We start from the raw sequence: 25053 nt of genomic DNA, 5'->3' as shown, positions 1-25053 counted from the left end.
TGAAACAAATTTGTCGGTCTGAGCGAAGTCGAAGACAAAAAGAAGATAAAGTTTGATGTATGGTTTCAACCCGTAAATCGTACTTCGTAAATCATAAATATTATGAACAACCTATTAATACCTAATCCAAAAGAAGCAGAATCGATCCACATCATTCGTGAGGTGGCAGCTCAGTTTGAGCGTCCGGTTTTGCTTTTTCAGGTGGAAAAGACTCGATTACATTAGTTAGACTTGCTCAAAAAGCATTTTATCCAGCAAAGATTCCTTTCCCTTTATTACATGTAGATACGGGGCATAATTTCCCAGAGACGATCGAGTTTAGAGACAAATTGGTAGAAGAACTAGGGCTGGAATTAATTGTAAGAAATGTTCAGGATTCCATCGATCAAGGAAAAGTTAGAGAGGAACGAGGCAGGTATTCTAGCCGAAATTCCCTTCAAACTACCACCCTTTTGGATGCGATCGAAGAATTCAAATTTGATGCATGTATTGGTGGAGCAAGAAGGGATGAGGAAAAAGCCAGGGCCAAAGAGCGGGTTTTCTCTGTCAGAGATGATTTCGGTCAATGGGATGAGAAAAATCAACGTCCTGAGCTTTTTGATATGCTCAATGGTAAAATTCATGTAGGACAAAATGTTAGGTGTTTCCCAATTTCCAATTGGACTGAATTGGATGTTTGGGAGTATATCAAAACAGAAAACATTGAAATTCCATCGATTTACTTTGCCCATGAGCGGGAAGTATTCTTTAGAGATGGAATGATCTGGACTGCTAATGAGCATGTCTACAGAGAGGAACATGAAGAAGTAACCGTAAAAATGGTGCGATTCAGAACTGTAGGGGACATGACCTGTACCGCAGCAGTACTTTCTGAAGCAGTTTCATTAGAGGATGTAGTAGGAGAAATCAGAGCATCTACCATTTCTGAACGTGGGGCAAGAATTGACGATAAGCGCTCTGAAGCGGCGATGGAAACCAGAAAGAAAGTGGGATACTTTTAAAAAAGTATAAAGTCTCAAATACAGAGTCGACTAGGCCACCATGTCGTTATGATGCTTCTCCAGAAGCAGCATGGATCAAACTATAAACTCTCAATATTAGAATTAAGCCAAGTCCAGCTTCTGGAGAAGCAGGACAACTGAAAACTAGAAACAATATGTCTGAAAATAGAAAACTTATCAAAATCGCAACTGCCGGATCCGTGGATGATGGTAAAAGCACCTTGATCGGACGATTATTATATGATACAAAGTCAATGACTACGGATAAAATCGAAGCAATCGAACGTAGCTCTAAGCAGCGAGGATACGATTATCTTGATTTTTCTTTGGCGACGGATGGTTTGGTGGCAGAGCGTGAGCAAGGGATTACCATCGACGTAGCCCATATTTATTTTAATACAGAGAAAACAAACTTCATCGTAGCAGATACTCCAGGACATGTGGAATATACCCGAAATATGGTAACGGGTGCTTCTACTTCACAGGTAGCTATTATTTTGATTGATGCCCGTAAAGGCGTAATAGAGCAAACATATAGACATTTCTTTATTTCCAATTTGCTTCGAATGAGCCATGTAGTGGTCGCTATCAACAAAATGGATTTGGTCAATTATGACGAGGAAGTGTTTCTAAATATCAAAAAGGATTTTGATGAGTTGGTAGCTAAATCTGATTTCTCAGAAGATCAAATCACCTTTATTCCTGTATCGGCTTTAAATGGTGAAAATATTGCCAGAAAGTCAGAGGAAATGCCATGGTACATTGGAAATTCCTTATTGGATCACTTGGAGGTTTTGGAGCCAGAAGATTTACAGGAAAGCTCAGTGGCAAGATTCCCGGTTCAATACGTAATCCGACCGAAAACAGAAGCCTTTCATGACTTTAGGGGATTCTCCGGAAAATTGTATGGTGCAAGTTTGAAAGTTGGAGATGAAGTGACTTTACTTCCCTCCATGAATACTTCCTCTATCAAAAGTATTCACTTCTTTGACCAAGAGTTGGATGAGGCGGCCCCAGGAAGTTCGATTACAGTGACTTTGAATTCAGAAGTAGATTTGAGCCGAGGTGATATGTTAGTCAAGAGTGATGCTGTTCCAAGAAGTGAAAAGCAGATTTCGGCCACTATTTGTCAGGTAAATAGCAAAGGTCTTCGAGTAGGAGCTAAGTATATTTTGCAGCACGGCGTCAATCGAGTGCTGGCAAAAGTGGATCAAATTGAATCTAAAATTCATACAGATTTTTCCGGTTCAGAGGAGGCAGATCAATTGAAATTGAATGATATCGGAAAGGTGAAATTTAGGTTGAGTAAACCTATACATTTTGATTCTTATAAAGAGAATAAGTCAAACGGTAGCTTTATCCTCATTGAAGAAGGTGAATTTGATACCGTTTCAGTTGGCTTCATCGATTGAAACTTGTTTTAGAATAGACATTGGTAATCAGCTTCAATGAAGTTGATTTATAGAAAATTAAACGTCCGGGAAACACCGGACGTTTCCTCATACCTTTTAACCACTATCCCTATAGGGAAAAAACAGTAAAGCCATGCAAAGCTTTAGAACCGAATTAGAAAATCCTATTGTAGAAAAAGATATCATCGAGTTGGAGCGTAAAATAGCGCTTTTTAAAGATGGTAAAATTGATGAAGAGAAATTCAGAAGCCTGCGTCTTGCCAGAGGAGTATATGGGCAAAGACAACAGGGTGTTCAGATGATCCGAATCAAATTACCCTATGGTAGGGTGAGTTCGGATCAGCTAAGAAGAATCTCAAAAGTTTCTGAGGAATATTCTACCGGAAGATTACATATTACCACTCGTCAAGATATTCAGATTCACTATGTCAGTTTGGATAGAACGCCTGAACTCTGGGCTGAGTTGGAGAAGGATGATGTAACCTTGCGAGAAGCATGTGGAAATACTGTTAGGAATGTCACTGCTTCAGAGACTGCAGGTATTGATCCGAATGAACCATTTGATGTGACTCCTTATGCTGATGCTACCTTCAAATACTTTTTGAGAAATCCGGTTTGCCAGGAAATGGGAAGAAAGTTTAAAATGGCTTTCTCTTCCTCAGATGAGGATACTGGATTGAGCTATCTACATGATTTGGGGTTCATTCCAAAAGTGAAAACAGTCAATGGACAAGAAGTTCGTGGATTTAAAGTGTTATTAGGAGGAGGATTAGGTTCTCAACCTAGACACGCCGATGCAGTTTATGATTTTCTGGAAACAGATCAGATTATCCCTTTTATTGAGGCGGTTTTGAGGATTTTTGACCGTCATGGAGAAAGGGCAAGAAGAAATAAAGCGAGAATGAAGTTCTTGGTAAAGGATTTGGGTTTGGAAGCATTTCTTGAATTAGTAGAACAAGAAAAGAAAGCATTGCCTTTCTCTACCTATCCTATTGATGCAGCTACCTATGATACATCGCAAACCTTGCCCAACGCCCCTGAAGCTAAATTAGATTCAGAGCCAGGTTTGGATTATGAGCTTTGGAAATTAACCAATGTCCTTCCTCAAAAACAAAAGGGTTTTGTTTCTATTGGGGTACGAGTTCCATTGGGCGATTTTTACATCGATCAAGCAAGAAAATTGGCAGACTTGGTGGAAACTTATGCTAATTCTGAGCTTCGTTTTACCCTTCGACAGAATTTCTTGATTCGTGATGTGAGAGAGGATTTAGCTCCTTATTTCCATCAGGAATTAAAGAAAATCGGTTTGGCTGAAGGGGGTATAATTCTTTGGCAGATATTACTGCTTGCCCTGGTACTGATACTTGTAATCTGGGAATTGCCAGTTCAACGGGAATTGCTGCTGAACTGGAGAAGGTGATTTTGGCAGAATACCCTCAGTATTTGAAAAACAAAGACCTTGTGATCAAGATCTCAGGTTGTATGAATGCCTGTGGTCAGCACAATATGGCACATATAGGTTTTCAGGGAATGTCCATGAAAGCTGGGAAAGTGGTAATTCCAGCTCTGCAAGTACTGCTAGGTGGCGGAAACCTTGGAGACGGGAATGGCAGGTTTGCAGATAAAGTAACCAAAATTCCAAGTAAAAGAGGGCCAGAAGCATTACGCATTTTATTGAATGATTTTGAAGAAAATGCTGCTGGAAAAGACTTCCTATCCTATTATGATGAAAAAGGGCAGATCTATTTTTATGAGCTTTTAAAAGAATTAGGAGATGCTTCTACCGTGACTCCAGCTGATTTTATAGACTGGGGGAATACTGAGGAGTACAAAGTCGCAGTAGGGGTTGGAGAATGTGCTGGAGTGGTATTGGACTTGGTAGCCACCTTGCTGTTGGAAGCTTACGAAAAAATTGATCTTGGAAAAGAAGCTCTGGAAGAAGGCAGATGGTCAGATAGTATCTATCATCATTATGCAGGCTTAATTAATGCTGCAAAAGCAATCCTTCTGGGTGAAAATATAACTACGAATAGTTATGCGAATATCATCGCAAAGTTTGATGAACACTTTGTGGAAAAAGGGAAGATTGATTTAGGAGGGACTTTCGCAGATAAAGTTTATCAGATCAATAAAAATGAGCCTACGGAAGAGTTTGCGAAAGCTTATGCTGCTCAAGCTTTGGAGATCTATGACTTGCTGAAAAGCCACAGAGAGGAAGAGGTAGAGGCATGAACAAAAATTTAAACCCTAAAGTAACCCTCGTGGGAGCGGGTCGGGGAGATCCGGACCTGATCACCCTCAAGGGAGTATTGGCATTGAATCAGGCTGACGTGGTTCTTTATGATGCCTTGATTGATCCTGCTTTGTTGAAGCACGCACCGGAAACCGCCATCAAAATATATGTTGGGAAAAGGGTAGGGAAACACTCCATGCCTCAGCAAGACACCAACGAACTTTGTGTAAGCATGGCGATTCAACACGGTCATGTGGTCCGATTGAAAGGGGGGATCCATTTGTTTTTGGGCGTGGCTCGGAAGAACTGGATTACATCGAAACCTTCGGAATAAAAACTGAAGTTGTGCCAGGAATAACCTCGGCCATTGCTGTACCCACGGCTGCAGGTATTCCTGTGACTAAACGTGGTGTTTCAGAAAGTTTTTGGGTGGTGACTGGAACGACTTCGCAAGGAGAGCTTTCCAAAGACCTTGCCTTGGCTGCACAATCTACCGCTACTGTGGTAGTTTTGATGGGAACAAAAAAACTAAATGAAATAGTCAGGGTATATCAAGATTTTGGGAAATCTGACTTGCCAGTAGCGATTATTCAAAGCGGGACCACTGCAGATGAGAAAATTGTCGCAGGAGTTATTGAGGATATTACCCAAAAGGCTTTCTATGAACATGTAAAAGCACCCGCTATCATCATTTTGGGAGAAGTAGTAAGAGAAAGTCAAAAATTGGCGGAGCTGTATAGAGAGGTGGTAAAAATTAATGCTTAGACTAAAGTTAAATTATTTGAAAGGTGATTTATCGCCTTCCTTGTTTTCTAATGTTTAGGGGCTTGAAGTCCTTCTTTATCAAGAATCGGCCTATTCCAAGATAGATTTCCTATCTTTTGAATAATCATCCAATAGTTAACCCCAGAATCTCAATGAATCATCTTTATCCTGTTTTTCTAAAAGTTCATGAACTCAATATCCTTCTCGTTGGCGGAGGGAATGTGGGTACTGAAAAATTAGAATTTCTTTTGAAGTCAAGTCCCAATGCCCAAGTCACAGCAGTTTCAAAGGAGTTTTCACCTTCTTTTTTGGAATTGGCTTCAAAGGCAGAAACTGTTTCTATGATCACGGATACCTATGATGAAAAATACTTGGGTGCAAAGCATTTGGTAATTGCGGCAACAGACGATATGGAGGTTAATAAACTGATACATGATCAGGCGAAGGAGCGATTTTTATTGGTCAATGTAGCAGACACACCTGCACTATGTGACTTTTATTTAGGAGGAATTGTGACCAAAGGAAATTTAAAAATTGCGATCAGTACCAATGGTAAATCCCCTACGGCAGCGAAAAGATTAAGGCAATTGTTTGAAGAGGTACTTCCAGAAGAAATGGATGAGTTATTGAATAACCTGAATGCTTATCGAGATACTTTAAAAGGAGACTTTGAATATAAGGTGAAAGCAATGAATAAAATTACCAAAGGGCTAGTCACAAATCGTTAAAGCCCTTTGGGTTTACATAAAATCTTATTTGCCAGTTTGCTGATCAATACCTGTCATTTCCCAATGCCCAAGTGAGATTGGGATGCTTCCAATTGAATTAAGTTTGTCAAAGAATTCTTTTAATGGAAAAGACCTGCCTTCGTTGATCCTGAAATAATCAGCCATTGCATTTTCCAGTAAATACTTCCCAGTGATATAACTACTTCCATAGCCTGGCTGTCTCATATATAAATGTTGCTCAAAAAGAAGTAATTCTTTTTCAGTTTTCATCCAGCCTCGAGGAGTATAATTGGAATGAATGCCACCAGCTTCTACCATGGTCATTTCGTTAGCTTGTGCATAGAGAGAACCCAAACCTCTTGCAGCTCTTTGAGCAATCATGATGTAAACGATTTCCCTGGATCGAGGGGAGTCTTCATACAGCCCAGCATCCATAAATATTTCCTCTACAGCAGTGGCGGTTCCTTCATTTCTTGAATCCCATATATTATACAACAAAGGAGCTTTTCTTATTTCACTTGGATGAGGCTCGTTATCCATTCTTGCCAATTCAAACCAATGATAAAAGTGAGAATACAAAGGCCTTGGATCATAATGCATCCCTATGGTAAAGAAGTTTCGTTTTTCTTTAGGAATAAATGAACCCATGTGTTCTCTAAGTGCTGGTTCAAAATAGTCTTTGACTGTGACGATGTCCTTTTCATCTAAGAATTTCAAGATGCTTTGCACTGATGCTTCGGCCATGAGGTCAAATTCTTCGGGTGAACTTGCATCTTTCATTTCAGGCAGTCCTGCATTTCTATATTCTTCAAGTTTCAATGAAGACCAAGCTCTTGCCAACTCCCGTTTCAAGATCATTACCTCATCTTCCCAAGTTAAGGGTACTAAATGTACATTTTGTAAATACCATGTGTAATTTTCTTTCCCTATACCGGATTCTCCGGTTTTGGTCAAAGCTTCTTTCTCTAACCAAGTGACCAGATCTTGAGTAGCGATTTTGGCTTCATTTATGGCAATTACTAATTCAGGTTGATCAGAAACCCCTTCTAGTTTCAGAATATTATCCAAGTCTATGACCTGTGTAGCAATAGAAGGAATGCCTGCAACCCACAGTTCTCTGGCATTTCCCGTTAGGTTTTGCTTAGCTTGTTGGTTTAAAGCAGGAATAATTTTAATCTCCTTAATAAATTTAGAAAGGGATTCACCTTGCAAGGGAAATTTGTATTGCCAAAGTTCTAAAACCCCATGATGGGTCGGTCCTTCATGGGCAGGAACATCACTTCTTTCAGTCCAGATGGTTTTATAAAAAGCAGGATCTCTTTCCCAAGGTTTAAGGATTCGTTGATTAAAATCATACCCATTTAATTCTGCTTGTACAATTCGATAGTCCACTTGCTCTGGAATAGTCCAACCAGAAGTATCGAGTTGGGAAAATTGAGTTTGAATTTTCTTAAACTCAGTTTGTCTTTTCTCAAAAGTTTCCTTTCGGTAATCAGGTGCTCCTTCATGTAATGGTGGAGTTTCAAATGCCCTCCAGTTTTTAAAAAGAACTACTAATTCATTGTAGGATGAAACTGGTTGCATTGCCATTGCATGACAATAAAAAAGGAGTGAGCAAAAGAAGGTCAGATAGGTGAAAAGTAAAATTTTAAGCTTCATAATGGATGGTAGATTTTAATTAAAAAGTAAGATAATGTATAGAATTGGTAAAACCAGTTTCAGATTGGGAGGAGCTTTAATTCTTTACAAACTGATTAGTTAGGTGGGTTTTTGTAGAAATATAGGATGTTGCTTAGGCTCAGTCAAAAACAAATTGAAAGGTATTCTACTTCGATTTTTTATTTCGTACAGTTCCTGTATTTTTGTGCTTGCTTAAAAAACGCATTACAAATTAATATTTATGGCATATTTATTTACCTCAGAGTCAGTATCTGAGGGGCATCCAGATAAAATTGCGGATCAAATTTCCGACGCATTAATTGATAATTTTTTGGCATTTGATCCTAATTCTAAGGTTGCTTGTGAAACTTTGGTGACTACAGGACAAGTAGTCTTGGCCGGAGAAGTAAAATCCGATATTTATTTGGACGTACAGAAAATCGCACGTGATGTGATTAACCGGATAGGATATACCAAATCCGATTACATGTTCGAAGGTAACTCTTGTGGTGTTTTATCTGCGATTCATGAACAATCTCAAGACATTAATCAAGGAGTAGATCGAAAGAGCCCTGAAGAACAAGGAGCTGGTGATCAGGGGATGATGTTTGGATATGCAACCAATGAGACTGAGAACTATATGCCTTTGGCATTGGATCTTTCTCATATGATCCTTCGGGAATTGGCCGCATTAAGGAGAGAAAATAAAGAGATCACCTATCTAAGACCAGATTCTAAAGCCCAGGTGACTATCGAATATTCTGATGACAATGTACCTCAAAGAATAGAAGCAATTGTAGTTTCTACTCAGCATGATGATTTTGATGAGGAGGAAGCGATGCTTGCAAAAATCAAATCAGATATTGTTTCTATCCTGATTCCAAGGGTGATCGCACCATTAAAACCAGAAATTCAGAAGCTATTTACAGACGATATTAAATACCATATCAACCCTACTGGTAAATTTGTAATTGGGGGACCTCATGGGGATACTGGGTTAACTGGAAGAAAAATCATCGTAGATACTTACGGAGGTAAGGGGGCTCATGGTGGAGGTGCATTCTCTGGGAAAGACCCTTCAAAAGTAGATAGATCTGCTGCTTATGCCACCCGACATATTGCCAAAAACATGGTAGCTGCTGGAATTGCGGACGAGATCTTAGTTCAGGTTTCTTATGCAATCGGAGTTGCTGCGCCAATGGGTATCTATGTAAATACTTATGGCACTGCTAAAGTAGATATGCATGATGGGGAAATTGCCAAAAAAGTAGAAGAGCTATTTGATATGAGGCCTTATGCAATCGAACAACGATTGAAGTTGAGAAATCCGATTTATGAGGAAACCGCTGCCTATGGCCATATGGGTAGACAAAATGAAGTCGTTTTCAAAAACTTTCCTTTCTCCTTATAGAGATGAAATCACTTTAGAGGTGGAGCTCTTTACATGGGAAAAATTAGATTTTGTAGACAAGATTAAATCCGCTTTCGGATTATAAAACGAAAAGCCTTCCGAATACTCGGAAGGCTTTGTTTTTCAATGCTGGTATTTAATTGGATGTTTCAAATCTTTTAGGAATTCGAATTTTCTGATTGAAGCTCACATTTCGTTTTGAGCTCATTTAATTTAATCATCCAAAGATCTACGTTAGTTTTTGCTTTCTTTGCCTCACTTGCAAGACCTTCAAGATTTTCATCATCTTCTAAAGTCCATTTTCCTGATGCCATCTTTGTAGTCAGGTCCTCAACTTCTTTAGTGTTTTCCTGCCATACACCGATTAATCCATCAATCTTTTCTTTTAAATTGGCATATTCAGTTTCACAATTACTTGCCTCGCCATTCACACTAATCGGTATAACGTCTGTGGTCTGATTCTCTTCTTTTTTGTTTTCAAAAGGAACTGCTGATCTCCGATTTCCTTAGAAAGATCTCCGATCATCTTGGACGTAGTTTTCCATTCAGCAAGTAGCTTTGTAAGCTTATCCCTTTTTGTTCTGATGGGCCACAGCTGATAATCAGCCCGATAAAAACAAAAATTATCATATAATTTTTCATATCAATCTAAATTTTAGGATGAAGTTCATTGTTTATTATTTTCCCGAAAATGAGGAAAACAATCCCCCCAAATAAGACGAATTAATTTTTTGATTAGCCTTATACAGACTATTCAGGAGGATAAAATGAACTGAAATAATTTTCATATATAATTGTCCAAATAATATTCCAATAAATGAAGTGAGCTTTAGTTGGCTCGAAAACTAAGATCCGTTTTGGAGGTGACTATCCGGTCTTATGCGGAATCTTATTTTTTATCGGGCTTGTTTGTACTTTAAATAAGGAGAGATTGTCACACTTAAGAAATAGTTAAATAATAGAAACCTATCTAAAACCGATGGTGAAGAGTCGACGATTAAGGGGGCACCTTTAAAAGTAAATTTTAATTCTGACTAAAAAACTTAGAGAAAGGGAATGATCAGATGTGGATAGGTAGCTGGGTTTTGATTTTGGGACCGAGATTCTGGGGTGAGCTAATCTTTAAATAAGGTGAAATTGATAAGGATCAGAAAGTAGAGTAGGTGAATATAACTATCAAAAAAATAGCATTGAGTCAAAACCCAATGCTATCCAACTTTATACTTGATAATTGTATCGTCTAATCAGTACTTATCATTTGCCTAAACAGGTGTAGAATTTAGGAATTTGAAGATTCTGTATTGATTCCGCAGTTTTCCTTTAATTCCATCAGTTGGTTTAACCATTGTTCGATGTCTACATCTCTTTCTTTTACCTCTAAATCCAAGGCTTTGAGACTTTCATCATCTTCAACAGTCCATTTTCCTACTGCCATATTATTGGTGAGTTGGTCAACTTTTAAAGAGTTTTCTTTCCAGACGGCAATAAACTCATCAATATCCTTCCGAAGAGTTTTATAGGCAGTTTCACAATTACTCTCCTCACCTTGAAAACGAATAGGAATCATTTCGGTAGTTCCATTTTCTTCTTTCTTCGTTTCCAATAAATACATTTGATTCCCTACTTGTTCAGAAAGGTCCGCTACTTTTTCAGAAGTATTTTTCCATTCTGCAATGAGGTCTTTTAACTTTTCTTCTTGCCTATCAGATGGACCGCAACTTACAATCAATCCAAAAAGCACCAGTACAAACATGTAGTTTTTCATATCGAATTTGGGGTTTTAGGATGAAGTTCACAGACCAAAAATTTCCCAGGAATGGGGATTTAATTACACATGGAATGCATGCTTTTGACCTAAAAAAGCTTTCATATAACTCTTAAAGGCTTGATCAATGAATTAAAAACTATTTCTAGCCTAAATAGTCCAAATGTTATTCCAAAATTCGATAATAGTCCAAGGGGCTTTTTTTCTTGCACAAGAGGTTCTTGTACAAGAGGAATTAAAACATTTCTTCAATTATCTGGGTGTAGAAGTCTTTTACTTCCATGCCAATTGCACGGACTTGTTGGGAAATCAGGCTTGTTTCAGTTTGACCTGGCACTGTATTGATTTCAATAAAGTAGAATTTACCGGTTTCTTTTTGAAGAAAGTAATCGATTCTCACGGCACCTTTGCAGTTCAGTTTTTCATAAATTTTTGGGATGATGCGATTGACTCTTTCTACCTCCTCTTCAGTCATTCTTCCAGGAGTAATTTCTTCTGTTACCCCTGCCACGTATTTTGCTTCATAATCAAAAAACTCTTTGCTACTCACTATTTCTGTAGCAGGTAATACCTGGATATTTCCTTTGCCTTTGAAGCAACCTATAGAAAATTCCCTTCCTGAAACGAATTCTTCCACTAAGACTTGCTTGTCTTCAGCAAAAGCTTTGTCCAGGGCTTCTTGTAATTCCTCCCAAGTCTTGACTTTGCTCATGCCAATGGAACTTCCTCCATTGTTTGGTTTAATAAACAAGGGTAGAGTTAACTCATTCACCACTTTTTCTCGATTCTCTAAAGAGTTCTCAAAAAGTTGGAGAGACTTTGCAATGTGTAATTCCTCAATATCATCTACGATTGCCTTTGTATAGCCTTTATTCATGGTAATAGCCGAAGTCAATTGATCACAGGTGGTATAAGGGATTCCAATCATATCAAAATATCCTGCTAGCTTTCCGTCTTCTCCTGGTGATCCATGGAGGATATTGAAGATACCATCAAAGGTGATTTTTTGGCTATCTACCTCTATGCTAAAGTCATTCAAGTTGACAGGAATTTTAATTCCCGCATCATTTAAAAAATACCAGTCCCCAGGATAAATCAGAATTTTATAAATATCATAGAGGTTTCGGTCAATTGTTTTTTCAACAACTGCCGCACTTTTTAATGAAATGACTGACTCACCGGTAAATCCTCCAGTCACCAAAGCTATTTTCTTCTTCATTTGGATAAAAATTAGAACTACGAATTACTTGAATTTTCTTTTATTTCCCGCAGTTCCCGCAGATTCTCTCGGATAAATACAGCAGATTTTTGCTTAATGAAAAGTTGTTAGAGGGTAGGGAAATAAAAATCAGCTTGAATCAGCGACTTTTCTGCGGATATCAGCGGGAGTTATAAATTATTGACTTTTCTAAAAATCCCCTTTGTGATTGATCTACATTGAAATTTACCAAAATCCCGAGTTTTATATTTGATAGTTTCAAATATGTGATGACCTGCTTGTGGTGTACGTCTAGTAAATTTTCGACGGATTTAATTAAAAAATTTATATCTAATATAACGAAACCCTTAGATATCGACTCGCTTTATTTGTTAGGCTTTTCCCCGCAGATTCTCGCGGATTTTTAGCGCAGATTTTTACTTAACGAAAAGTTGGTATAGGGTAGAGAAATAAAAATCAGCTTGAATCAGCGACTTTTTCTGCGGATATCAGCGGGAGTTATAAATTATTGACTTTTCTAAAAATCCCCTTTGTGATTTGATCTACATTGAAATTTACTAAAATCCCGAGTTTTATATTTGATAGTTTCAAATATGTGATGACCTGCTTGTGGTGTACGTCTAGTAAATTTTCGACGGATTTAATTAAAAAATTTATATCTAATATAACGAAACCCTTAGATATCGACTCGCTTTATTTGTTAGGCTTTTCCCCGCAGATTCTCGCGGATTTTTAGCGCAGATTTTTACTTAAGGAAAAGTTGGTATAGGGTAGAGAAATAAAAATCAGCTTGAATCAGCGACTTTTTCTGCGGATATCAGCGGGAGTTATAAATTATTGACTTTTCTAAAAATCCCCTTTGTGATTTGATCTACATTGAAATTTACTAAAATCCCGAGTTTTATATTTGATAGTTTCAAATATGTGATGACCTGCTTGTGGTGTACGTCTAGTAAATTTTCGACGGATTTTATTTCTATAATCACTTTATTTTCTACGATTAAATCTATTCTATAGCCGATTTCCATTTTGATATTGTCATAGATTAATGGCAAACCAACCTGTCTTCTGACATTCAGATTGTTTTCTATTAATTCATGAGCTAGAGCAACTTCATAAGCTGACTCCAATAGCCCTGGTCCTAAAGCGTTGTATACTTTAAAAATTGCTCCTCTGATTATATAGGAAATTTCGTTTTCAATCATAACTAAGAATTAAAAAATTTATGACTAATATAACGAAATCCTTAGATATCTACTCGCTTTGTTAGTTAGGATTTACCCCGCAGATTTCCGCAGATAACTAGCGCAGATATTCGCAGAAGTATTAAGTTCTAGGATGTGGCCTAATAAAAATCAGCTTGAATCTGCGTCTTTTTCTGCGGAAATCTGCGGGAGACAATTTTAAAATTTCTCCAAAGATTATTACTGCGAATAACTAGCGCAGATATTCACGGATGTTGAAGCTTTTGGGATAAAATCAGCATCTTTTTCTAAAGATATCAGCGGGGGTGTTTAAGCTAATTTGATCTGATCCAGATAAAACTTCATTCTTGAATGATCTCTGGGAAGAAAATCGATTTTGTCAATCTTATCCAGTTTGTGATTGTAAAATACCTCGATGTATTCATTATTTAATAGATATAAGTTGACCTTATGTCGGTAATAACGTATACCCACTACAAATGTGCCCTCAGTATATAAGGTGGTGATTTTTTTATGGAAAGGGAGGTTTGTGAATTCTTCTCTACTCATATCCTTCGCTTCAAACTACGAATATAACGAAATGATAGGTTGATTTTGATATATTAGGGTTGATTCCTTCGTTCAAGAATCATATACTTGAAAGAGTAATTACGCGAATGATCAAACAAGGAATTTCTTCCTTTTTCTATTTGATTCCAATTTTGGCTTTCTTGGCCTTTTCCTGTGCATCCAAGAAGAAAGTAGCATCGGATCCGTTTGATGTGGTGATTTCTACCGCTAGAAGCTATACTGGGACTCCTTATAAATATGGCGGCACAACAAGAGCAGGAATGGATTGTTCGGCTTTAGTGTACCATGCTTATTATTCTGTTGGAGTCACGATGCCTCGAGTTTCTGCAGATCAGAGTCAGGTAGGAAAAAATTAATCAAAGAGATTTGCAGCGAGGAGACTTATTATTTTTTGCTACAGGGAGAAGAAAAAACAGGGTGACCCATGCTGGAATTGTGACTGAAGTAAGCAAAAATGATGTTCGATTTATACATTCTTCCACTTCTTTGGGCGTTTCGGAAGATTATTTGAGTAATCGCTATTGGTCCAAAGTATTTTTATTTGCGCGTAGAGTGATGGAGTGATTTTTTCGCTCTAGGTTCATTTTGGAGCAATTCCTTAACAAATAATTGATAAGCTTCGGATTATTTCCCAAATATCCTTTGGGATTAGGCTTTATTGGTTAATTTTGCGGACGAATTCAAAAAGCATATCCTTTTTACATTTCATTCTATCAAATGGCAAATATTGGAAAGATAACTCAGGTAATTGGACCCGTAGTGGACGTTTCCTTCGAAGGCGGTAAACTGCCAAACATCCTTGACGCGGTTGTAGTAACCAAAGAAAACGGCCAAGTAGTCGTTATGGAAGTTCAACAGCACTTGGGTGAAGACAGAGTAAGAACTATCGCAATGGACTCATCCGAGGGGATGGTACGTGGCATGGAGGTAAAAGACTTGGGTCAACCAATCTCTGTACCGACTGGCGAGGCTATTAAAGGTCGACTTTTCAACGTAGTTGGAGATGCGATCGACGGTCTTCCACAAGTTACTACTGGAGCTAGACTTCCTATTCACAGACCTGCACCAAAATTTGAAGACCTTTCTACATCTACAGAAGTTCTCTTCACTGGAATTAAAGTAATTGACTTGATCGAACCTTATGCAAAAGGTGGTAAGATTGGTTTGTTCGGTGGTGCCGGTGTAGGTAAAACTGTATTGATCCAGGAATTGATCAACAACATTGCGAAAGCATATGCTGGTCTTTCTGTATTCGCCGGTGTAGGTGAAAGAACAAGAGAAGGAAATGACTTGCTTCGTGAAATGATCGAGTCAGGAATCGTAACCTACGGAGATGACTTCATCCACAGCTTAGAAGAAGAAGGTGGATGGGATCTTTCCAAAGTGGATTTGAAAAAATTAGAAGATTCTAAGGCAACCTTTGTATTCGGTCAGATGAATGAGCCTCCAGGGGCGCGTGCTCGTGTGGCCTTGACTGGTTTGACTTTGGCTGAATATTATAGAGATGGTGATGGAGAAGGAGCTGGTAAAGATATCCTTTTCTTCATCGATAACATTTTCCGTTTCACTCAGGCAGGTTCTGAAGTGTCTGCACTTCTAGGTCGTATGCCATCTGCGGTAGGTTACCAGCCAACATTGGCAACAGAAATGGGTGCTATGCAGGAAAGAATTACCTCTACTAAGAATGGTTCCATTACTTCCGTACAGGCAGTTTACGTACCTGCGGATGACTTGACTGACCCTGCTCCAGCGACAACTTTTGCTCACTTGGATGCTACTACGGTATTGTCAAGAAAGATCGCCGAGCTAGGTATTTATCCAGCGGTGGATCCTTTGGATTCTTCTTCAAGAATTCTTTCTGCAGAAATCTTGGGTGATGAGCATTATGATTGTGCTCAACGAGTAAAAGAAACTCTTCAGCGTTACAAAGAATTGCAGGATATCATTGCGATCTTGGGTATGGAAGAACTTTCTGAAGAGGATAAGCAAGTAGTTCACAGAGCAAGACGTGTTCAGCGTTTCTTGTCTCAGCCTTTCCACGTAGCTGAGCAATTTACAGGTCTTAAAGGAGTATTGGTAGATATCAAGGATACTATCAAAGGCTTCAATATGATCATGGACGGTGAGTTGGATCACCTTCCAGAAGCAGCATTCAACTTGGTAGGTAGCATCGAAGATGCGATCGCTAAGGGTGAGAAAATGTTGGCTGAAGTTAAATAATTAGAAAATAGAGTGGCGGCTTCGGTTTTTCCTGGCCGCTTGCTTTTATATAAATCCGAATCAGATGCATTTAGAAATCGTCACACCGGACAAAAAAGTATTTCAGGGTGAAGTGACCGAGGCCAGTTTCCCAGGTGCCGGAGGTGCATTTCAGGTGCTGAATAATCACGCTCCTATCGTTTCAGCTTTGGCAAAAGGAACTGTTTCCTTTACCACAGCAGAAGGTAAGCAATCCATGGTCGTGGATGGCGGAGTAGTGGAAGTAAAAGACAATGTAATTGTATTGCTAGCTGAGAAAGTAGTCGCTTAAGCAATTTATCAATCTATATAAAAAGGTCTTCTGTGTAAATGGGAGACCTTTTTTTGGTTTATTACTAGCCGTAACGAATGCTCAAAGGGGGTCATTCTTGAATTGATTTTGATTATGTACGATAGTTTTTTTGCCTTATTACTTTTTAATCGTTTAACTTACGTATTAATATCGCTTTTATGGTTTTAAACTACTAAAATCAAATGTGTGAATAACCATTTTATCCTCATTGAATTCTGGGTTGTTTGGATGCATTGGGAATAAGTTTAGTCCTTTTTCATTGACAAAATAGTGGTGTGCTAAGTAAATGTTTCTGGGAAGTGAAAACTCTTTAATTAATGAAAAGTCTGATGGATCATAAATACTTATCGTAAAAAATGGAGAGGTTGAACTGAATTGCATTGGATCCTCGTCTTTCGAGATTTCTTCTCCAGGCCATCCAAATCGATATAATAGGTTTTTGTATGGGTCAAAATAAATTCCCAAATTTTTTGAACTTTTAAAAGTTAATCTAGTATTCTCATCTATTGATTGAGACATTCTAGAAGAATAATAATATTCGTTTGAAAAGTTTTTTATTAAATCTGAATTGAGATTAAATTCTTTAAAATCAATTCCATTATAATCAAGTTCGATAAGTGTGTTGCTATAATAATTGAGCAGAAGCAGTGATTTTGAAGTAGCTGTAACACCAAAATTAATAAAGTTTTTAAATTTTAGAAGGGAGGTTGGTACTTTGAAATTGAGATATTCAAAATTTCCTGTGTTTTATCAAATGAAAGGATGGGTGGATAATTTTGTAATGCTTCTTCATTTAAATCTGCTGGTGATAGGACTTCAAGATCCCGAATAATTAGGTATAAATTACCTAAATTATTAGTCTCAATCATATTAGAATACCTTGTCATTGAAGCAGCCAAGACACCTAGTTTTGAAAAGTTGTGATAATTATAATCTGCAAGCCACTTTCCTTTTGAGTTAATTAAGCTAAGCTCATATGACATGGTTGGGATGTAAATGCTGTCGGCATTCAGGACATAAAAACCTAAAGGATTGCCCAACCCATTTGGTCCATCTCTTTCAATTTGGATAGTGTTTATCAGGGCTTTTTTTGTTATATCTAAAATGCTTATTGTTTCGCGATTTGAGTTCCACCAATAGAGTTTGCCTTCTACAAATTGCATGGTACGTGAATAAGTCTCTGTTTTTCTATCAATAGGAATTACAATTGTATCTGTTAAATAGTCTAGAGGATTGTTTGATGATTGTTTCTTAGTTGAGCAAGAAATTATGCTCGCTATCGTTAATAATATGAGTATATTTTTCATATGTAACTTATAACAGTTTGTAGCAATGTTTTTAAGCGAAATTTTGGACAGAGATTTGGTAATAAAGAAATTGAATTAAAAAACTTACCGAAAAATAAATAAGGCTGCCTTACTTCTTTAGACAGCCTCATATTAAATTAGAATATTTATTCAACTACAGGATAGGTAGTACTACAATCAGGTCCACCATAAGCACAATATCCATCAGGAGCTGAGGCTAAACAGAATTGTACTTGTTCACTCCATCTGCATAAAGGCTCTGATTGTGCCTTCACTGGCTGAACCACTGCAAAACTGCCCAGGACCATACTTAGTCCAGCAAGGGTAAAAATAATTGATTTTTTCATTTGAAATTTAGTTAAAATTAAAGAACTATTAAAAAGCTAGCTTGCGTTAAATCTAGTTGAAAATTTTAAAACTAGTTTTGTCGTCAGCCTAAATATGATCTATATTATGATTGACGGTTAATTTCGCTGGGTGGGGGAAATTAGTTTGAAAATATTGATAAAGAAGGTGAAAATTAACTTCAATTTAGAAGGAGCTGTTTCCTTTACCACTGCTGAAGGAAAGCAATCCATGGTCGGGGATGGCGGAGTTGTGGAAGTAAAAGACAATGTAATTGTTTTGCTAGCCGAGAAAGTTGTAGCCTAAGCTACCTAAGTTTATAAAGAAAGTCCAACCCGTTCGGGTTGGACTTTTTGGTTTTATTTCTCTAAGGGATTGAGAAAGCTTTTACATATATATATTATTAAATTATCGTTATTGGTCTTCAGCTATCAGACATCGGAAACCAATTATTCAGGCTTTCAGCGTTCAAACTTTAGCCTTCAACTTTTTCCTAATTACTTTCAATCACCTGACCTTTTTCACGATACAAATCCACCGGGCCGTCCAATAATACTGCTATTACCGTAATGTCTTTGTCGTAAACATTATCTGGAATATCGATGTATTTCATGCCGGGAACGGAGCTCCAGTACATTTTTCCCACTTCCCTAGATTGTAATTTGGTGCCATTTCCTACCACCCAGACACGTTGGATCTTATTTTTCAAGCCTTTGATGGCTAGAGACTCATTGACTTTGTAATCCAGATAAATATATAGGATAGTTTTATCCTTAGAAAGTGTGGTAGGAGCAAAAATATGACCATCAGGAATTCCCGCCTGGGTTTCGTAAATGGCTGATTCATGCTTGGATGTCCAACGTGCAAATTCGTTTAAAATATTTTCTGCTTCTTCAGGAATAGAACCATCAGGCTTGGGACCAAAGTCCATCAAAAGATTCCCTCCCATATGCAAGCAATCCACAAAGATTCTTAAAAGTTCACTTGGAGATTTATAGGCGTGGTCATTTCCTTGATACCCCCAGCTGTTATTCATGGTCATACACAATTCCCAATACTCACTATCAGGTCTTGAAACAGGTACTCCTTGTTCAGGTGTAGCATAGTCTCCAAATCCAGGTCCCAATCGGGAATTGATAATCAAATTTGGATTAAAGCCTAGTAATTTTTCTTTCAATTCAGCACTTCTCCATTCCTCTGGCTTGTGTTCCCAGTCTCCATCAAACCAATACAAATCCGGATTGTATTGGTTTGATAATTCACTTAATTGAGCAAAATTGAAATCGGTGAATTTGCGGAATCTTTCCGGATCATTTTTGTACCGAAAAGTTTCACGAGTATTCCTATCATAATCGGGGTGTGACCAATCCAGTACAGAAAAATAGATTCCTTTTTTTATTCCTTCTTTTTCCAAAGCTGTCATAAATGGCCCTACTAGGTCTTTTCCTGCTGGAGATTTTTTTACAACTGAAAGATCGCTAGCCTTGGTATCCCAAAGAGCGACTCCATCATGATGTTTTGCAGTCAATACAGCATATTTTGCTCCACTGGCTTTAATTAATCTGGCCCATTTTTCAGGATCATATTTAGAAGCAGTGAATCCGTCCAGCTGCTTCATATAGTCTTCGTACTTGATGTAATCGTTAAAAAAAGACCAGGATTCATCGATTCCATTGACTGAGTAAATTCCCCAGTGGATAAAGATCCCAAGTTTAGCATCTTTAAACCACTCCATTTTATCAGGATTTTCTTGTGAAATAGCTGGTTTGGGGGTTAGAAAGGCGATCAGACAAAAAGTTAGAATTATAAGAGAAGTTGTTTTTCTGAATAACATGGGGTAATTGAATTTCTTTTTTAGAGCCCCGAAAATAGTTAATTGACTAGGAACTTCAAGGTCAAAACATTGATAAGGATAATTTAGAGGAATATTATTGTTTGTAAAGTATTATCCATACCTTTGCAGTCGCGAAAGGAGGTGTAAAAATATGATCGTAGTAAACGTAAAAGAGAACGAATCTATCGAAAAAGCGCTAAAGCGTTTTAAAAAGAAGTTTGACAAGACTGGTGCAGTCAGAGAACTTAGAGCTAGACAAGCGTTCACAAAACCTTCTGTAAAAAGAAGAGCACAGGTCATCAAAGCGTCTTATAAGCAAAAACTTCAAGAGGAAGCTAATAAGTAATCGTTTTTGACAAAAACATACAAAAGCGTACTGACTTCGGTGAGTGCGCTTTTTTTGTTTTCACTTTAAGGTTCTTTCTTTATTAAATTTTCAGAGATTTTATTTGTCTGGTTGTGAGCCATCAATGGTTTTGATGACTTATGTAGCTATTATTTCCTTTCATTTTTCATTACTTATTTCATTTTTTTCATGTACCTTAAATAAGTAATCACAGTACATGATCGACTCATTTATCAATTATTTAGAATTCGAGAAAAAATCCAGTCAGCATACCGTATTGGCTTATCAAAAAGACTTGGAGCAATTTGAGGAATTCATATCCACTGCTTTTGAAAGAGAGGATATTTCGATGTCCGATCATTCTGAAATTCGGGCTTGGGTAATTGACTTGGTAGAGAACGGTCTGAGTACCACTACGGTTAACCGAAAAATCGCCACCCTACGTTCTTTTTATAAGTTTTTGCTTCGCTCTAGGCTTATTGCTAAGGATCCAACCTATAAGTTAAAATCCCTTAAAAACCCGAAAAAATTACCAGAATTTCTTCAAGAAACTACCATTTCTTCCGTTCTAGAGGAAAGTGTTTATGAAGAAACTTTTGAAGGGAATAGAGACCGAATGGTGATGGAGTTTTTGTACCTGACGGGAGTAAGACTTTCTGAGCTCACAGGATTAAAATGGGAAAATATAAACCTTCAGGAAAAAGTGGTGAAAGTTTTAGGAAAACGAAAAAAGGAACGAATAATACCTCTGACAAAGGGGCTTGTTCAAAATATCATTTTGTATAAAAAAGTATTTGAGCAAAGGTTTTCAAATGTTGCTCAAAGTGACTATTTTATTGTTACAAATCACGGAAAGCCAAGTTACCCTATGATGATATACCGTGTAGTCAGACAATATCTGGACCTTTTTGCACAGACTTCCAAGCGCAGTCCTCATATCCTGCGTCATACTTTTGCGACTCATCTACTCAACAAGGGAGCAGACCTCAATGCTGTTAAAGATTTACTTGGGCATTCCAACCTTGCGGCGACGCAGGTATATACCCACAATTCATTAGAAAAACTCAAGGCTGTGTTTGAACAGGCACATCCTAAAGCGTAAATAAATTATTGTTCAACCATTAAATGCAAATCAATATGAAACTGCAGATGCACTCAATCCACTTCGATGCTGATCGAAAATTGATCGATTTTATTCAAAGAAAAGCAGACAAGCTGGAGACCTTTTATGATCGAATCATAGATGGTGAGGTTTTTATGAGGCTCGATAAGAATGACAACAATGAAAACAAGATTGTTGAAATCAAATTAAATGTGCCAGGGAAGCAGTTTTTTGCAAAGAATCAGTCAGATTCTTTCGAAGGGGCCGCTGATGAAGCGATAGAAGGGCTAAGAAGGCAAATTAAGAAGTACAAAGAAAAGGTTGTTCTCGTAAGGCAATAATAGACCCTAAAATCTTTTATAAACCCTCGGATTTCCGAGGGTTTTTCTTTTTCTTGCGAGCTTTTATTATGAGGTCCAACTTATCTTATAAATCGGCATTTTGGATAGTCAGTCTGGCTATCGTTTTGGCAAAAATAGTCTTCGTTTTCCGCCCCGAACTCGATTTGTTTACAGAAGAAGCCCAGTATTGGCTTTGGTCAAAAAACTTAGCTTGGCATTATTATTCCAAACCTCCTTTAGTGGCCTTTTTGAATTACATCAGTACCTCCATTTTTGGAGTTACCGAATTAGGAGTTCGCATCAATCCCATACTTTTTGGCTTGGGTACTTCTTGGGTGACTTATAAATTCGGGTCTTATATATACGATGAAAAGGTTGGTTTTTGGGCTTCCATATTCTTGCAGGCAATGCCTTTTTGGTGGATGATTTCTTCCTTTCACACCACCGATACCTCTCTAACTTTTTTCTGGTCTTTGACTGTGTTTTTATTATATAAGGCCTTGAAAGAGAAAAATCTTAATTGGTGGATTCTAGCTGGATTAGCTGCCGCATTAGGACTGATGGCTAAGGTAATGATGGTATTAGCATTTCCATTCCTTTTTTATTCATTTTGCAAGAAGGAAAGATGGGTAAGAAGTGGAGAAACATGCTACTTTTCTTTCTGGTCATGTCCCTGGGATTTATCCCGATTCTAGTATGGAACTTTCAAAATGACTTCAATACGTTCAAGCATCTCGCTAACCTAGCTGGAGCTGGAGGAGGAAATGAAGAGTCTACTACCTCTTTGGGGGAATCCGCAGCTCAGTTTTTCGAATTTTTGTGTGGGCAATTGGCAATGCTCTCCATTTTCTTGCTGCCAATCCTGCTCTATTCCATTAAAAGTGTGTTTAAATATAGAAGCCAAGAAAAATTTTACCTTATTCTACCTGCCCTACTTACTTTAATTAGTTTCTCTTTTTTAAGCTTCTTTACAGAGGTTCTAGTGAATTGGCCGGTTTTCTCCTATGTGGGATTGCCGATTATCATGAGTGAATGGGTATTAAACCAATCAAATAAGTGGAAGAAACTCCGTAATTGGGGTCTTGGAATCAGTATTGGGCTACCTTTATTGCTCATCCTTCCTGACCTCACTTTTGTCAAATCTATTCCTCCTATTAAAAAAGGTGAAAAGCAATTGTTCAGAAGGATGTCTGGCTATGATCCGCTTGCTGCAAGAGTTGATTTTTTACAAGATAGCTTGGGGCTGTCAGCTCCTTTTGTCTTTTCCGAAACTTATCACATGGCTTCCGAGCTATCTTTTTATTTAAAGGAGCATCCGCAGCCATATGTGTTGAACATGGGTGCAAGAAGAAACCAATTTGATCTTTGGGATGGGATGGAGCAGTTTTTAGGGCAAAATAAGGAGGGGATTTTTGTTAGCTGGAATTATGACTCTCCTGGTAAATTTGCTGAATTTGACTCTTTACTTTATGAGGAAAAGTTCGAGGTGTATTTTCGCGGAGAGCCCTTGAGGACTGCCACCATTCAAGTATGGAAAGAATTAAAAGAGTTTGATCCCTATATTCCAGAAACCTATTAATCCCCTATTTTTTGAAGCCAATAATAGACTTTCCCATTTTCTTCTAAAAGGTCTTTGAAATTTGGGGCTCCTAGATGTTGAAGTAAATAAGGGATCTTTTTCGAATCCCAATTCATTGAAGCGACCTTGACTTCATAATTTTGAAGTGGAAGTTGCTGCAGGTATTTGTCTTCTACGATTAAGTTCGGATATATGGAAGACCTTTGCAATAATTCCTGCTCACTCAAGGATTTCTCTCCAGTAATATCAGTCATGTAATAATCGGGTCCTAAGTATACCCGAATCTTACTGCTGACATGAATGTTGCCAATGAAACCAATTTCCTTAGTAGAGTCAATTTTATTGGAAGAAACAAAAGCTTGAACCTGGGCTCCTTGCTCTGGAAGAGAGATTTTTGCGGTAACAGTAGAAAGAAAAAAGAATACTAGTAAAATGGAAAATGATAATCCCCTAGGCAGCTGACTTCCTTTATAGACTAATTGGACTAAATAAATCAAAAGGGCAAATCCAATTGCCAATTGCAAATAAACCCAAAAGGTACTCCCTAATTGGAAATTTATCCAGAATCCTGCAAGACCGACTATGAGGGATAATAGAATGAAAAGTGTAGTGCCTATTTTCAAGCCTTTTTGACGCGATTGAAAATCAGCTTTCACCAAGATCCAGCTCAGAAAGATTGCTAAAATAGGAGCAACTGGTAATAAGTAGCGTTCATAAAATTTGGTAGTCATAGCTCCCATTCCTAGAATTGCCAATCCCCATAGAACTGCAAATCCAAAGAATACTGCATTTTCTTTCCATGTTTTTTGAATGGTCTCTTTGAATTTCGGGAAAGAATAGAACCCCCAAGGCAGGTAAATTACAAACAGAATGATTGAGGCAAGTACTCCGTTTTTTAGAATAAGCAAGTAGCGTGATGCTACTCTTCCTCCAACTTGATCTTCCAAAAAGCTGTCTAGGTAAGTAGGGCCGTGGATTTTCCACATGGCCACAAACCAGAATAAACCGATAATAATAGCGAGAAGGAGAGAAGGTAAATGAAGGAATGTCTTCCATGATATTTTTTTCCAGGGATTGAATAGCAGGTAAAGTATTCCGATTCCTCCTAAGGCAGCCGCTGGAAGCCCTTTTACTTCAAAGGCCAATGCCAAACTGAGATATAGTATCCATATATACTTTTTCGGAGCTTGGTCTCCAAATCTCATTAATCCTGCAAATCCAATGGCACTGGCTGTCATAGTAAGGCCTAACAACACGTCTGGTATGGAACGGGTGGAAGCAAATATCAAAACAATATTGGAAGCGATAATCAGGGCAGATAGTCCTGCAATCTTTTTATCCGAGAATAAGACTTTTGCAACCAGATAGGTGATTCCGATTGTCAATGAACCGGCTAATAAAAAGAAGATCCTGGATGAAAAAGCACTGACTCCAAATAGTTTGAATCCGGCTAAAACCACCCAGTATGTTCCTATGGGTTTTCTAAACCTCAACTCTCCGTTCCCGAGATAGGTGGTGAGATAGTCTCCATTTTGCATCATTTTAACAGCAGCATCACTATAGTACATTTCATCTGGGAAATGCATGTGGAAGCTCAAGGCAAATGGTCCCACCAAAATGGCAAAGGCAGCCATTATTACCCATGGATTAATATGAAGCTCTTTTGAAAACATCTTGCAA

At 37.9% G+C, this 25053-nt stretch carries 23 protein-coding genes and 5 pseudogenes; 15 read left to right on the top strand and 13 right to left on the bottom strand.

Annotated features, from left to right (window positions below; genetic code table 11):
- Positions 1–102: 102 nt before the first annotated feature.
- The 5 genes and pseudogenes from cysD (at position 103) to V8V91_RS13090 (ending at position 6139) form a co-directional block, all read left to right on the top strand.
- Positions 103–1001: pseudogene (cysD, locus tag V8V91_RS13110) on the top strand (sulfate adenylyltransferase subunit CysD).
- Between the two features lie 155 nt (positions 1002–1156).
- Positions 1157–2413, top strand: coding sequence for a sulfate adenylyltransferase subunit 1 (locus V8V91_RS13105; RefSeq protein ID WP_373400484.1), 1257 nt, complete (start codon positions 1157–1159; stop codon positions 2411–2413).
- A gap of 133 nt (positions 2414–2546) precedes the next feature.
- Positions 2547–4645: pseudogene (locus V8V91_RS13100) on the top strand (nitrite reductase).
- Positions 4642–5411, top strand: a pseudogene (cobA, locus tag V8V91_RS13095) (uroporphyrinogen-III C-methyltransferase). The pseudogenes V8V91_RS13100 and cobA overlap by 4 nt, the downstream one beginning before the upstream one ends.
- Positions 5412–5563: 152 nt before the next feature.
- A complete protein-coding gene (locus tag V8V91_RS13090) occupies positions 5564–6139 on the top strand; it encodes a bifunctional precorrin-2 dehydrogenase/sirohydrochlorin ferrochelatase (protein ID WP_373400483.1) in 576 nt (191 codons plus the stop codon).
- Positions 6140–6163: 24 nt separating this feature from the next.
- Here V8V91_RS13090 and V8V91_RS13085 read toward each other — a convergent pair whose 3' ends face one another.
- The gene (locus tag V8V91_RS13085; RefSeq protein WP_373400482.1) at positions 6164–7798 is read right to left on the bottom strand and encodes a hypothetical protein; all 1635 of its coding nucleotides are present in this window, start codon (positions 7796–7798) and stop codon (positions 6164–6166) included.
- 241 nt (positions 7799–8039) lie between these two features.
- On the opposite strand from V8V91_RS13085, the pseudogene metK reads away from it, so the two are divergent.
- Positions 8040–9294 (top strand): annotated as a pseudogene (gene metK / locus V8V91_RS13080) (methionine adenosyltransferase).
- Positions 9295–9367: 73 nt separating this feature from the next.
- On the opposite strand, the gene V8V91_RS13075 reads toward metK, so the two are convergent.
- The 7 genes from V8V91_RS13075 to V8V91_RS13045 all read right to left on the bottom strand — a co-directional run bounded on the left by V8V91_RS13075 (position 9368) and on the right by V8V91_RS13045 (position 13947).
- Positions 9368–9640 carry a hypothetical protein gene (locus tag V8V91_RS13075; protein ID WP_373400481.1) on the bottom strand — a complete coding sequence of 91 codons (273 nt, stop codon included), beginning with the start codon at positions 9638–9640 and terminating at the stop codon, positions 9368–9370.
- Between the two features lie 848 nt (positions 9641–10488).
- On the bottom strand, positions 10489–10974 hold the full coding sequence (locus V8V91_RS13070; protein WP_373400479.1) for a hypothetical protein: 486 nt from the start codon (positions 10972–10974) through the stop codon (positions 10489–10491).
- 235 nt (positions 10975–11209) lie between these two features.
- Entirely contained in the window at positions 11210–12193 is a 984-nt protein-coding gene (locus V8V91_RS13065) for a D-alanine--D-alanine ligase (protein WP_373400478.1), read from the bottom strand.
- Between the two features lie 160 nt (positions 12194–12353).
- Entirely contained in the window at positions 12354–12464 is a 111-nt protein-coding gene (locus V8V91_RS13060) for a GxxExxY protein (protein WP_373400682.1), read from the bottom strand.
- Between the two features lie 227 nt (positions 12465–12691).
- Entirely contained in the window at positions 12692–12838 is a 147-nt protein-coding gene (locus V8V91_RS13055) for a GxxExxY protein (RefSeq protein ID WP_373400681.1), read from the bottom strand.
- 182 nt (positions 12839–13020) lie between these two features.
- On the bottom strand, positions 13021–13398 hold the full coding sequence (locus V8V91_RS13050; RefSeq protein ID WP_373400477.1) for a GxxExxY protein: 378 nt from the start codon (positions 13396–13398) through the stop codon (positions 13021–13023).
- A 309-nt stretch (positions 13399–13707) separates the two neighbouring features.
- Positions 13708–13947: a hypothetical protein gene (locus V8V91_RS13045; RefSeq protein WP_074225483.1), complete on the bottom strand. Its 240-nt coding sequence runs from the start codon at positions 13945–13947 to the stop codon at positions 13708–13710.
- A 107-nt stretch (positions 13948–14054) separates the two neighbouring features.
- Between V8V91_RS13045 and V8V91_RS13040 the strand changes: the two are divergent.
- The 3 genes and pseudogenes from V8V91_RS13040 (at position 14055) to atpC (ending at position 16498) form a co-directional block, all read left to right on the top strand.
- Positions 14055–14532, top strand: a pseudogene (locus tag V8V91_RS13040) (C40 family peptidase).
- Positions 14533–14685: 153 nt separating this feature from the next.
- Positions 14686–16188 (top strand): F0F1 ATP synthase subunit beta, encoded by a 1503-nt coding sequence (gene atpD, locus V8V91_RS13035; protein ID WP_373400476.1) that lies wholly within the window; start codon positions 14686–14688, stop codon positions 16186–16188.
- 64 nt (positions 16189–16252) lie between these two features.
- The gene (gene atpC / locus V8V91_RS13030; protein ID WP_074225480.1) at positions 16253–16498 is read left to right on the top strand and encodes an ATP synthase F1 subunit epsilon; all 246 of its coding nucleotides are present in this window, start codon (positions 16253–16255) and stop codon (positions 16496–16498) included.
- Positions 16499–16675: 177 nt separating this feature from the next.
- Here atpC and V8V91_RS13025 read toward each other — a convergent pair whose 3' ends face one another.
- The 3 genes from V8V91_RS13025 to V8V91_RS13015 all read right to left on the bottom strand — a co-directional run bounded on the left by V8V91_RS13025 (position 16676) and on the right by V8V91_RS13015 (position 18173).
- Complete coding sequence (locus tag V8V91_RS13025) at positions 16676–16984, bottom strand: hypothetical protein (protein ID WP_373400475.1); 309 nt, start codon at positions 16982–16984, stop codon at positions 16676–16678.
- Between the two features lie 230 nt (positions 16985–17214).
- The gene (locus V8V91_RS13020; protein ID WP_373400474.1) at positions 17215–17826 is read right to left on the bottom strand and encodes a DUF4221 family protein; all 612 of its coding nucleotides are present in this window, start codon (positions 17824–17826) and stop codon (positions 17215–17217) included.
- 146 nt (positions 17827–17972) lie between these two features.
- Positions 17973–18173: a hypothetical protein gene (locus V8V91_RS13015; RefSeq protein ID WP_373400473.1), complete on the bottom strand. Its 201-nt coding sequence runs from the start codon at positions 18171–18173 to the stop codon at positions 17973–17975.
- 166 nt (positions 18174–18339) lie between these two features.
- Here V8V91_RS13015 and V8V91_RS13010 point away from each other — a divergent pair, with 166 nt between their 5' ends.
- The gene (locus V8V91_RS13010) at positions 18340–18477 is read left to right on the top strand and encodes a hypothetical protein (protein ID WP_373400881.1); all 138 of its coding nucleotides are present in this window, start codon (positions 18340–18342) and stop codon (positions 18475–18477) included.
- Positions 18478–18664: 187 nt separating this feature from the next.
- On the opposite strand, the gene V8V91_RS13005 is transcribed toward V8V91_RS13010, so the two are convergent.
- Positions 18665–19906: an alpha-L-fucosidase gene (locus V8V91_RS13005; protein WP_373400472.1), complete on the bottom strand. Its 1242-nt coding sequence runs from the start codon at positions 19904–19906 to the stop codon at positions 18665–18667.
- Between the two features lie 250 nt (positions 19907–20156).
- On the opposite strand from V8V91_RS13005, the gene rpsU reads away from it, so the two are divergent.
- From rpsU to V8V91_RS12980, 5 genes are all read left to right on the top strand, one after another.
- Positions 20157–20351, top strand: coding sequence for a 30S ribosomal protein S21 (gene rpsU / locus V8V91_RS13000; RefSeq protein ID WP_074225478.1), 195 nt, complete (start codon positions 20157–20159; stop codon positions 20349–20351).
- Between the two features lie 217 nt (positions 20352–20568).
- Positions 20569–21453, top strand: a complete 885-nt coding sequence (locus tag V8V91_RS12995; RefSeq protein ID WP_373400471.1) for a tyrosine-type recombinase/integrase — start codon at positions 20569–20571, stop codon at positions 21451–21453.
- 35 nt (positions 21454–21488) lie between these two features.
- A complete protein-coding gene (gene hpf / locus V8V91_RS12990; RefSeq protein WP_074226131.1) occupies positions 21489–21794 on the top strand; it encodes a ribosome hibernation-promoting factor, HPF/YfiA family in 306 nt (101 codons plus the stop codon).
- A gap of 68 nt (positions 21795–21862) precedes the next feature.
- A complete protein-coding gene (locus tag V8V91_RS12985) occupies positions 21863–22489 on the top strand; it encodes an ArnT family glycosyltransferase (RefSeq protein ID WP_373400469.1) in 627 nt (208 codons plus the stop codon).
- A complete protein-coding gene (locus V8V91_RS12980; protein WP_373400467.1) occupies positions 22441–23373 on the top strand; it encodes a hypothetical protein in 933 nt (310 codons plus the stop codon). Before V8V91_RS12985 ends, V8V91_RS12980 begins: the two co-directional genes overlap by 49 nt.
- On the opposite strand, the gene V8V91_RS12975 is transcribed toward V8V91_RS12980, so the two are convergent.
- The gene (locus tag V8V91_RS12975; protein WP_373400466.1) at positions 23370–25046 is read right to left on the bottom strand and encodes an ArnT family glycosyltransferase; all 1677 of its coding nucleotides are present in this window, start codon (positions 25044–25046) and stop codon (positions 23370–23372) included. The genes V8V91_RS12980 and V8V91_RS12975 overlap by 4 nt on opposite strands.
- Between the last annotated feature and the right edge of the window lie 7 nt (positions 25047–25053).

The organism is Algoriphagus halophilus (assembly GCF_041729275.1).
Lineage (GTDB): Bacteria > Bacteroidota > Bacteroidia > Cytophagales > Cyclobacteriaceae > Algoriphagus > Algoriphagus halophilus_A.
The sequence above is the reverse complement of the archived record's forward strand: the minus strand, read 5'-3'. Positions and strand labels throughout refer to the sequence as shown.

Bases quoted from the DNA above. Each gene is read 5' to 3' on its own strand.
- V8V91_RS13070 (WP_373400479.1), bottom strand. From the start codon at position 10,974: ATGAAAAACTACATGTTTGTACTGGTGCTTTTTGGATTGATTGTAAGT.
- V8V91_RS13090 (WP_373400483.1), top strand. From the start codon at position 5,564: ATGAATCATCTTTATCCTGTTTTTCTAAAAGTTCATGAACTCAATATC.
- V8V91_RS13005 (WP_373400472.1), bottom strand. From the start codon at position 19,906: ATGGAGTGGTTTAAAGATGCTAAACTTGGGATCTTTATCCACTGGGGA.
- atpC (WP_074225480.1), top strand. From the start codon at position 16,253: ATGCATTTAGAAATCGTCACACCGGACAAAAAAGTATTTCAGGGTGAA.
- V8V91_RS13050 (WP_373400477.1), bottom strand. From the start codon at position 13,398: ATGATTGAAAACGAAATTTCCTATATAATCAGAGGAGCAATTTTTAAA.
- V8V91_RS12995 (WP_373400471.1), top strand. From the start codon at position 20,569: ATGATCGACTCATTTATCAATTATTTAGAATTCGAGAAAAAATCCAGT.
- V8V91_RS13015 (WP_373400473.1), bottom strand. From the start codon at position 18,173: ATGAAAAAATCAATTATTTTTACCCTTGCTGGACTAAGTATGGTCCTG.
- V8V91_RS13045 (WP_074225483.1), bottom strand. From the start codon at position 13,947: ATGAGTAGAGAAGAATTCACAAACCTCCCTTTCCATAAAAAAATCACC.
- V8V91_RS12980 (WP_373400467.1), top strand. From the start codon at position 22,441: ATGCTACTTTTCTTTCTGGTCATGTCCCTGGGATTTATCCCGATTCTA.
- V8V91_RS12975 (WP_373400466.1), bottom strand. From the start codon at position 25,046: ATGTTTTCAAAAGAGCTTCATATTAATCCATGGGTAATAATGGCTGCC.
- atpD (WP_373400476.1), top strand. From the start codon at position 14,686: ATGGCAAATATTGGAAAGATAACTCAGGTAATTGGACCCGTAGTGGAC.
- V8V91_RS13085 (WP_373400482.1), bottom strand. From the start codon at position 7,798: ATGAAGCTTAAAATTTTACTTTTCACCTATCTGACCTTCTTTTGCTCA.
- hpf (WP_074226131.1), top strand. From the start codon at position 21,489: ATGAAACTGCAGATGCACTCAATCCACTTCGATGCTGATCGAAAATTG.
- V8V91_RS13105 (WP_373400484.1), top strand. From the start codon at position 1,157: ATGTCTGAAAATAGAAAACTTATCAAAATCGCAACTGCCGGATCCGTG.
- V8V91_RS13065 (WP_373400478.1), bottom strand. From the start codon at position 12,193: ATGAAGAAGAAAATAGCTTTGGTGACTGGAGGATTTACCGGTGAGTCA.
- V8V91_RS13020 (WP_373400474.1), bottom strand. From the start codon at position 17,826: ATGAAAAATATACTCATATTATTAACGATAGCGAGCATAATTTCTTGC.
- V8V91_RS12985 (WP_373400469.1), top strand. From the start codon at position 21,863: ATGAGGTCCAACTTATCTTATAAATCGGCATTTTGGATAGTCAGTCTG.
- rpsU (WP_074225478.1), top strand. From the start codon at position 20,157: ATGATCGTAGTAAACGTAAAAGAGAACGAATCTATCGAAAAAGCGCTA.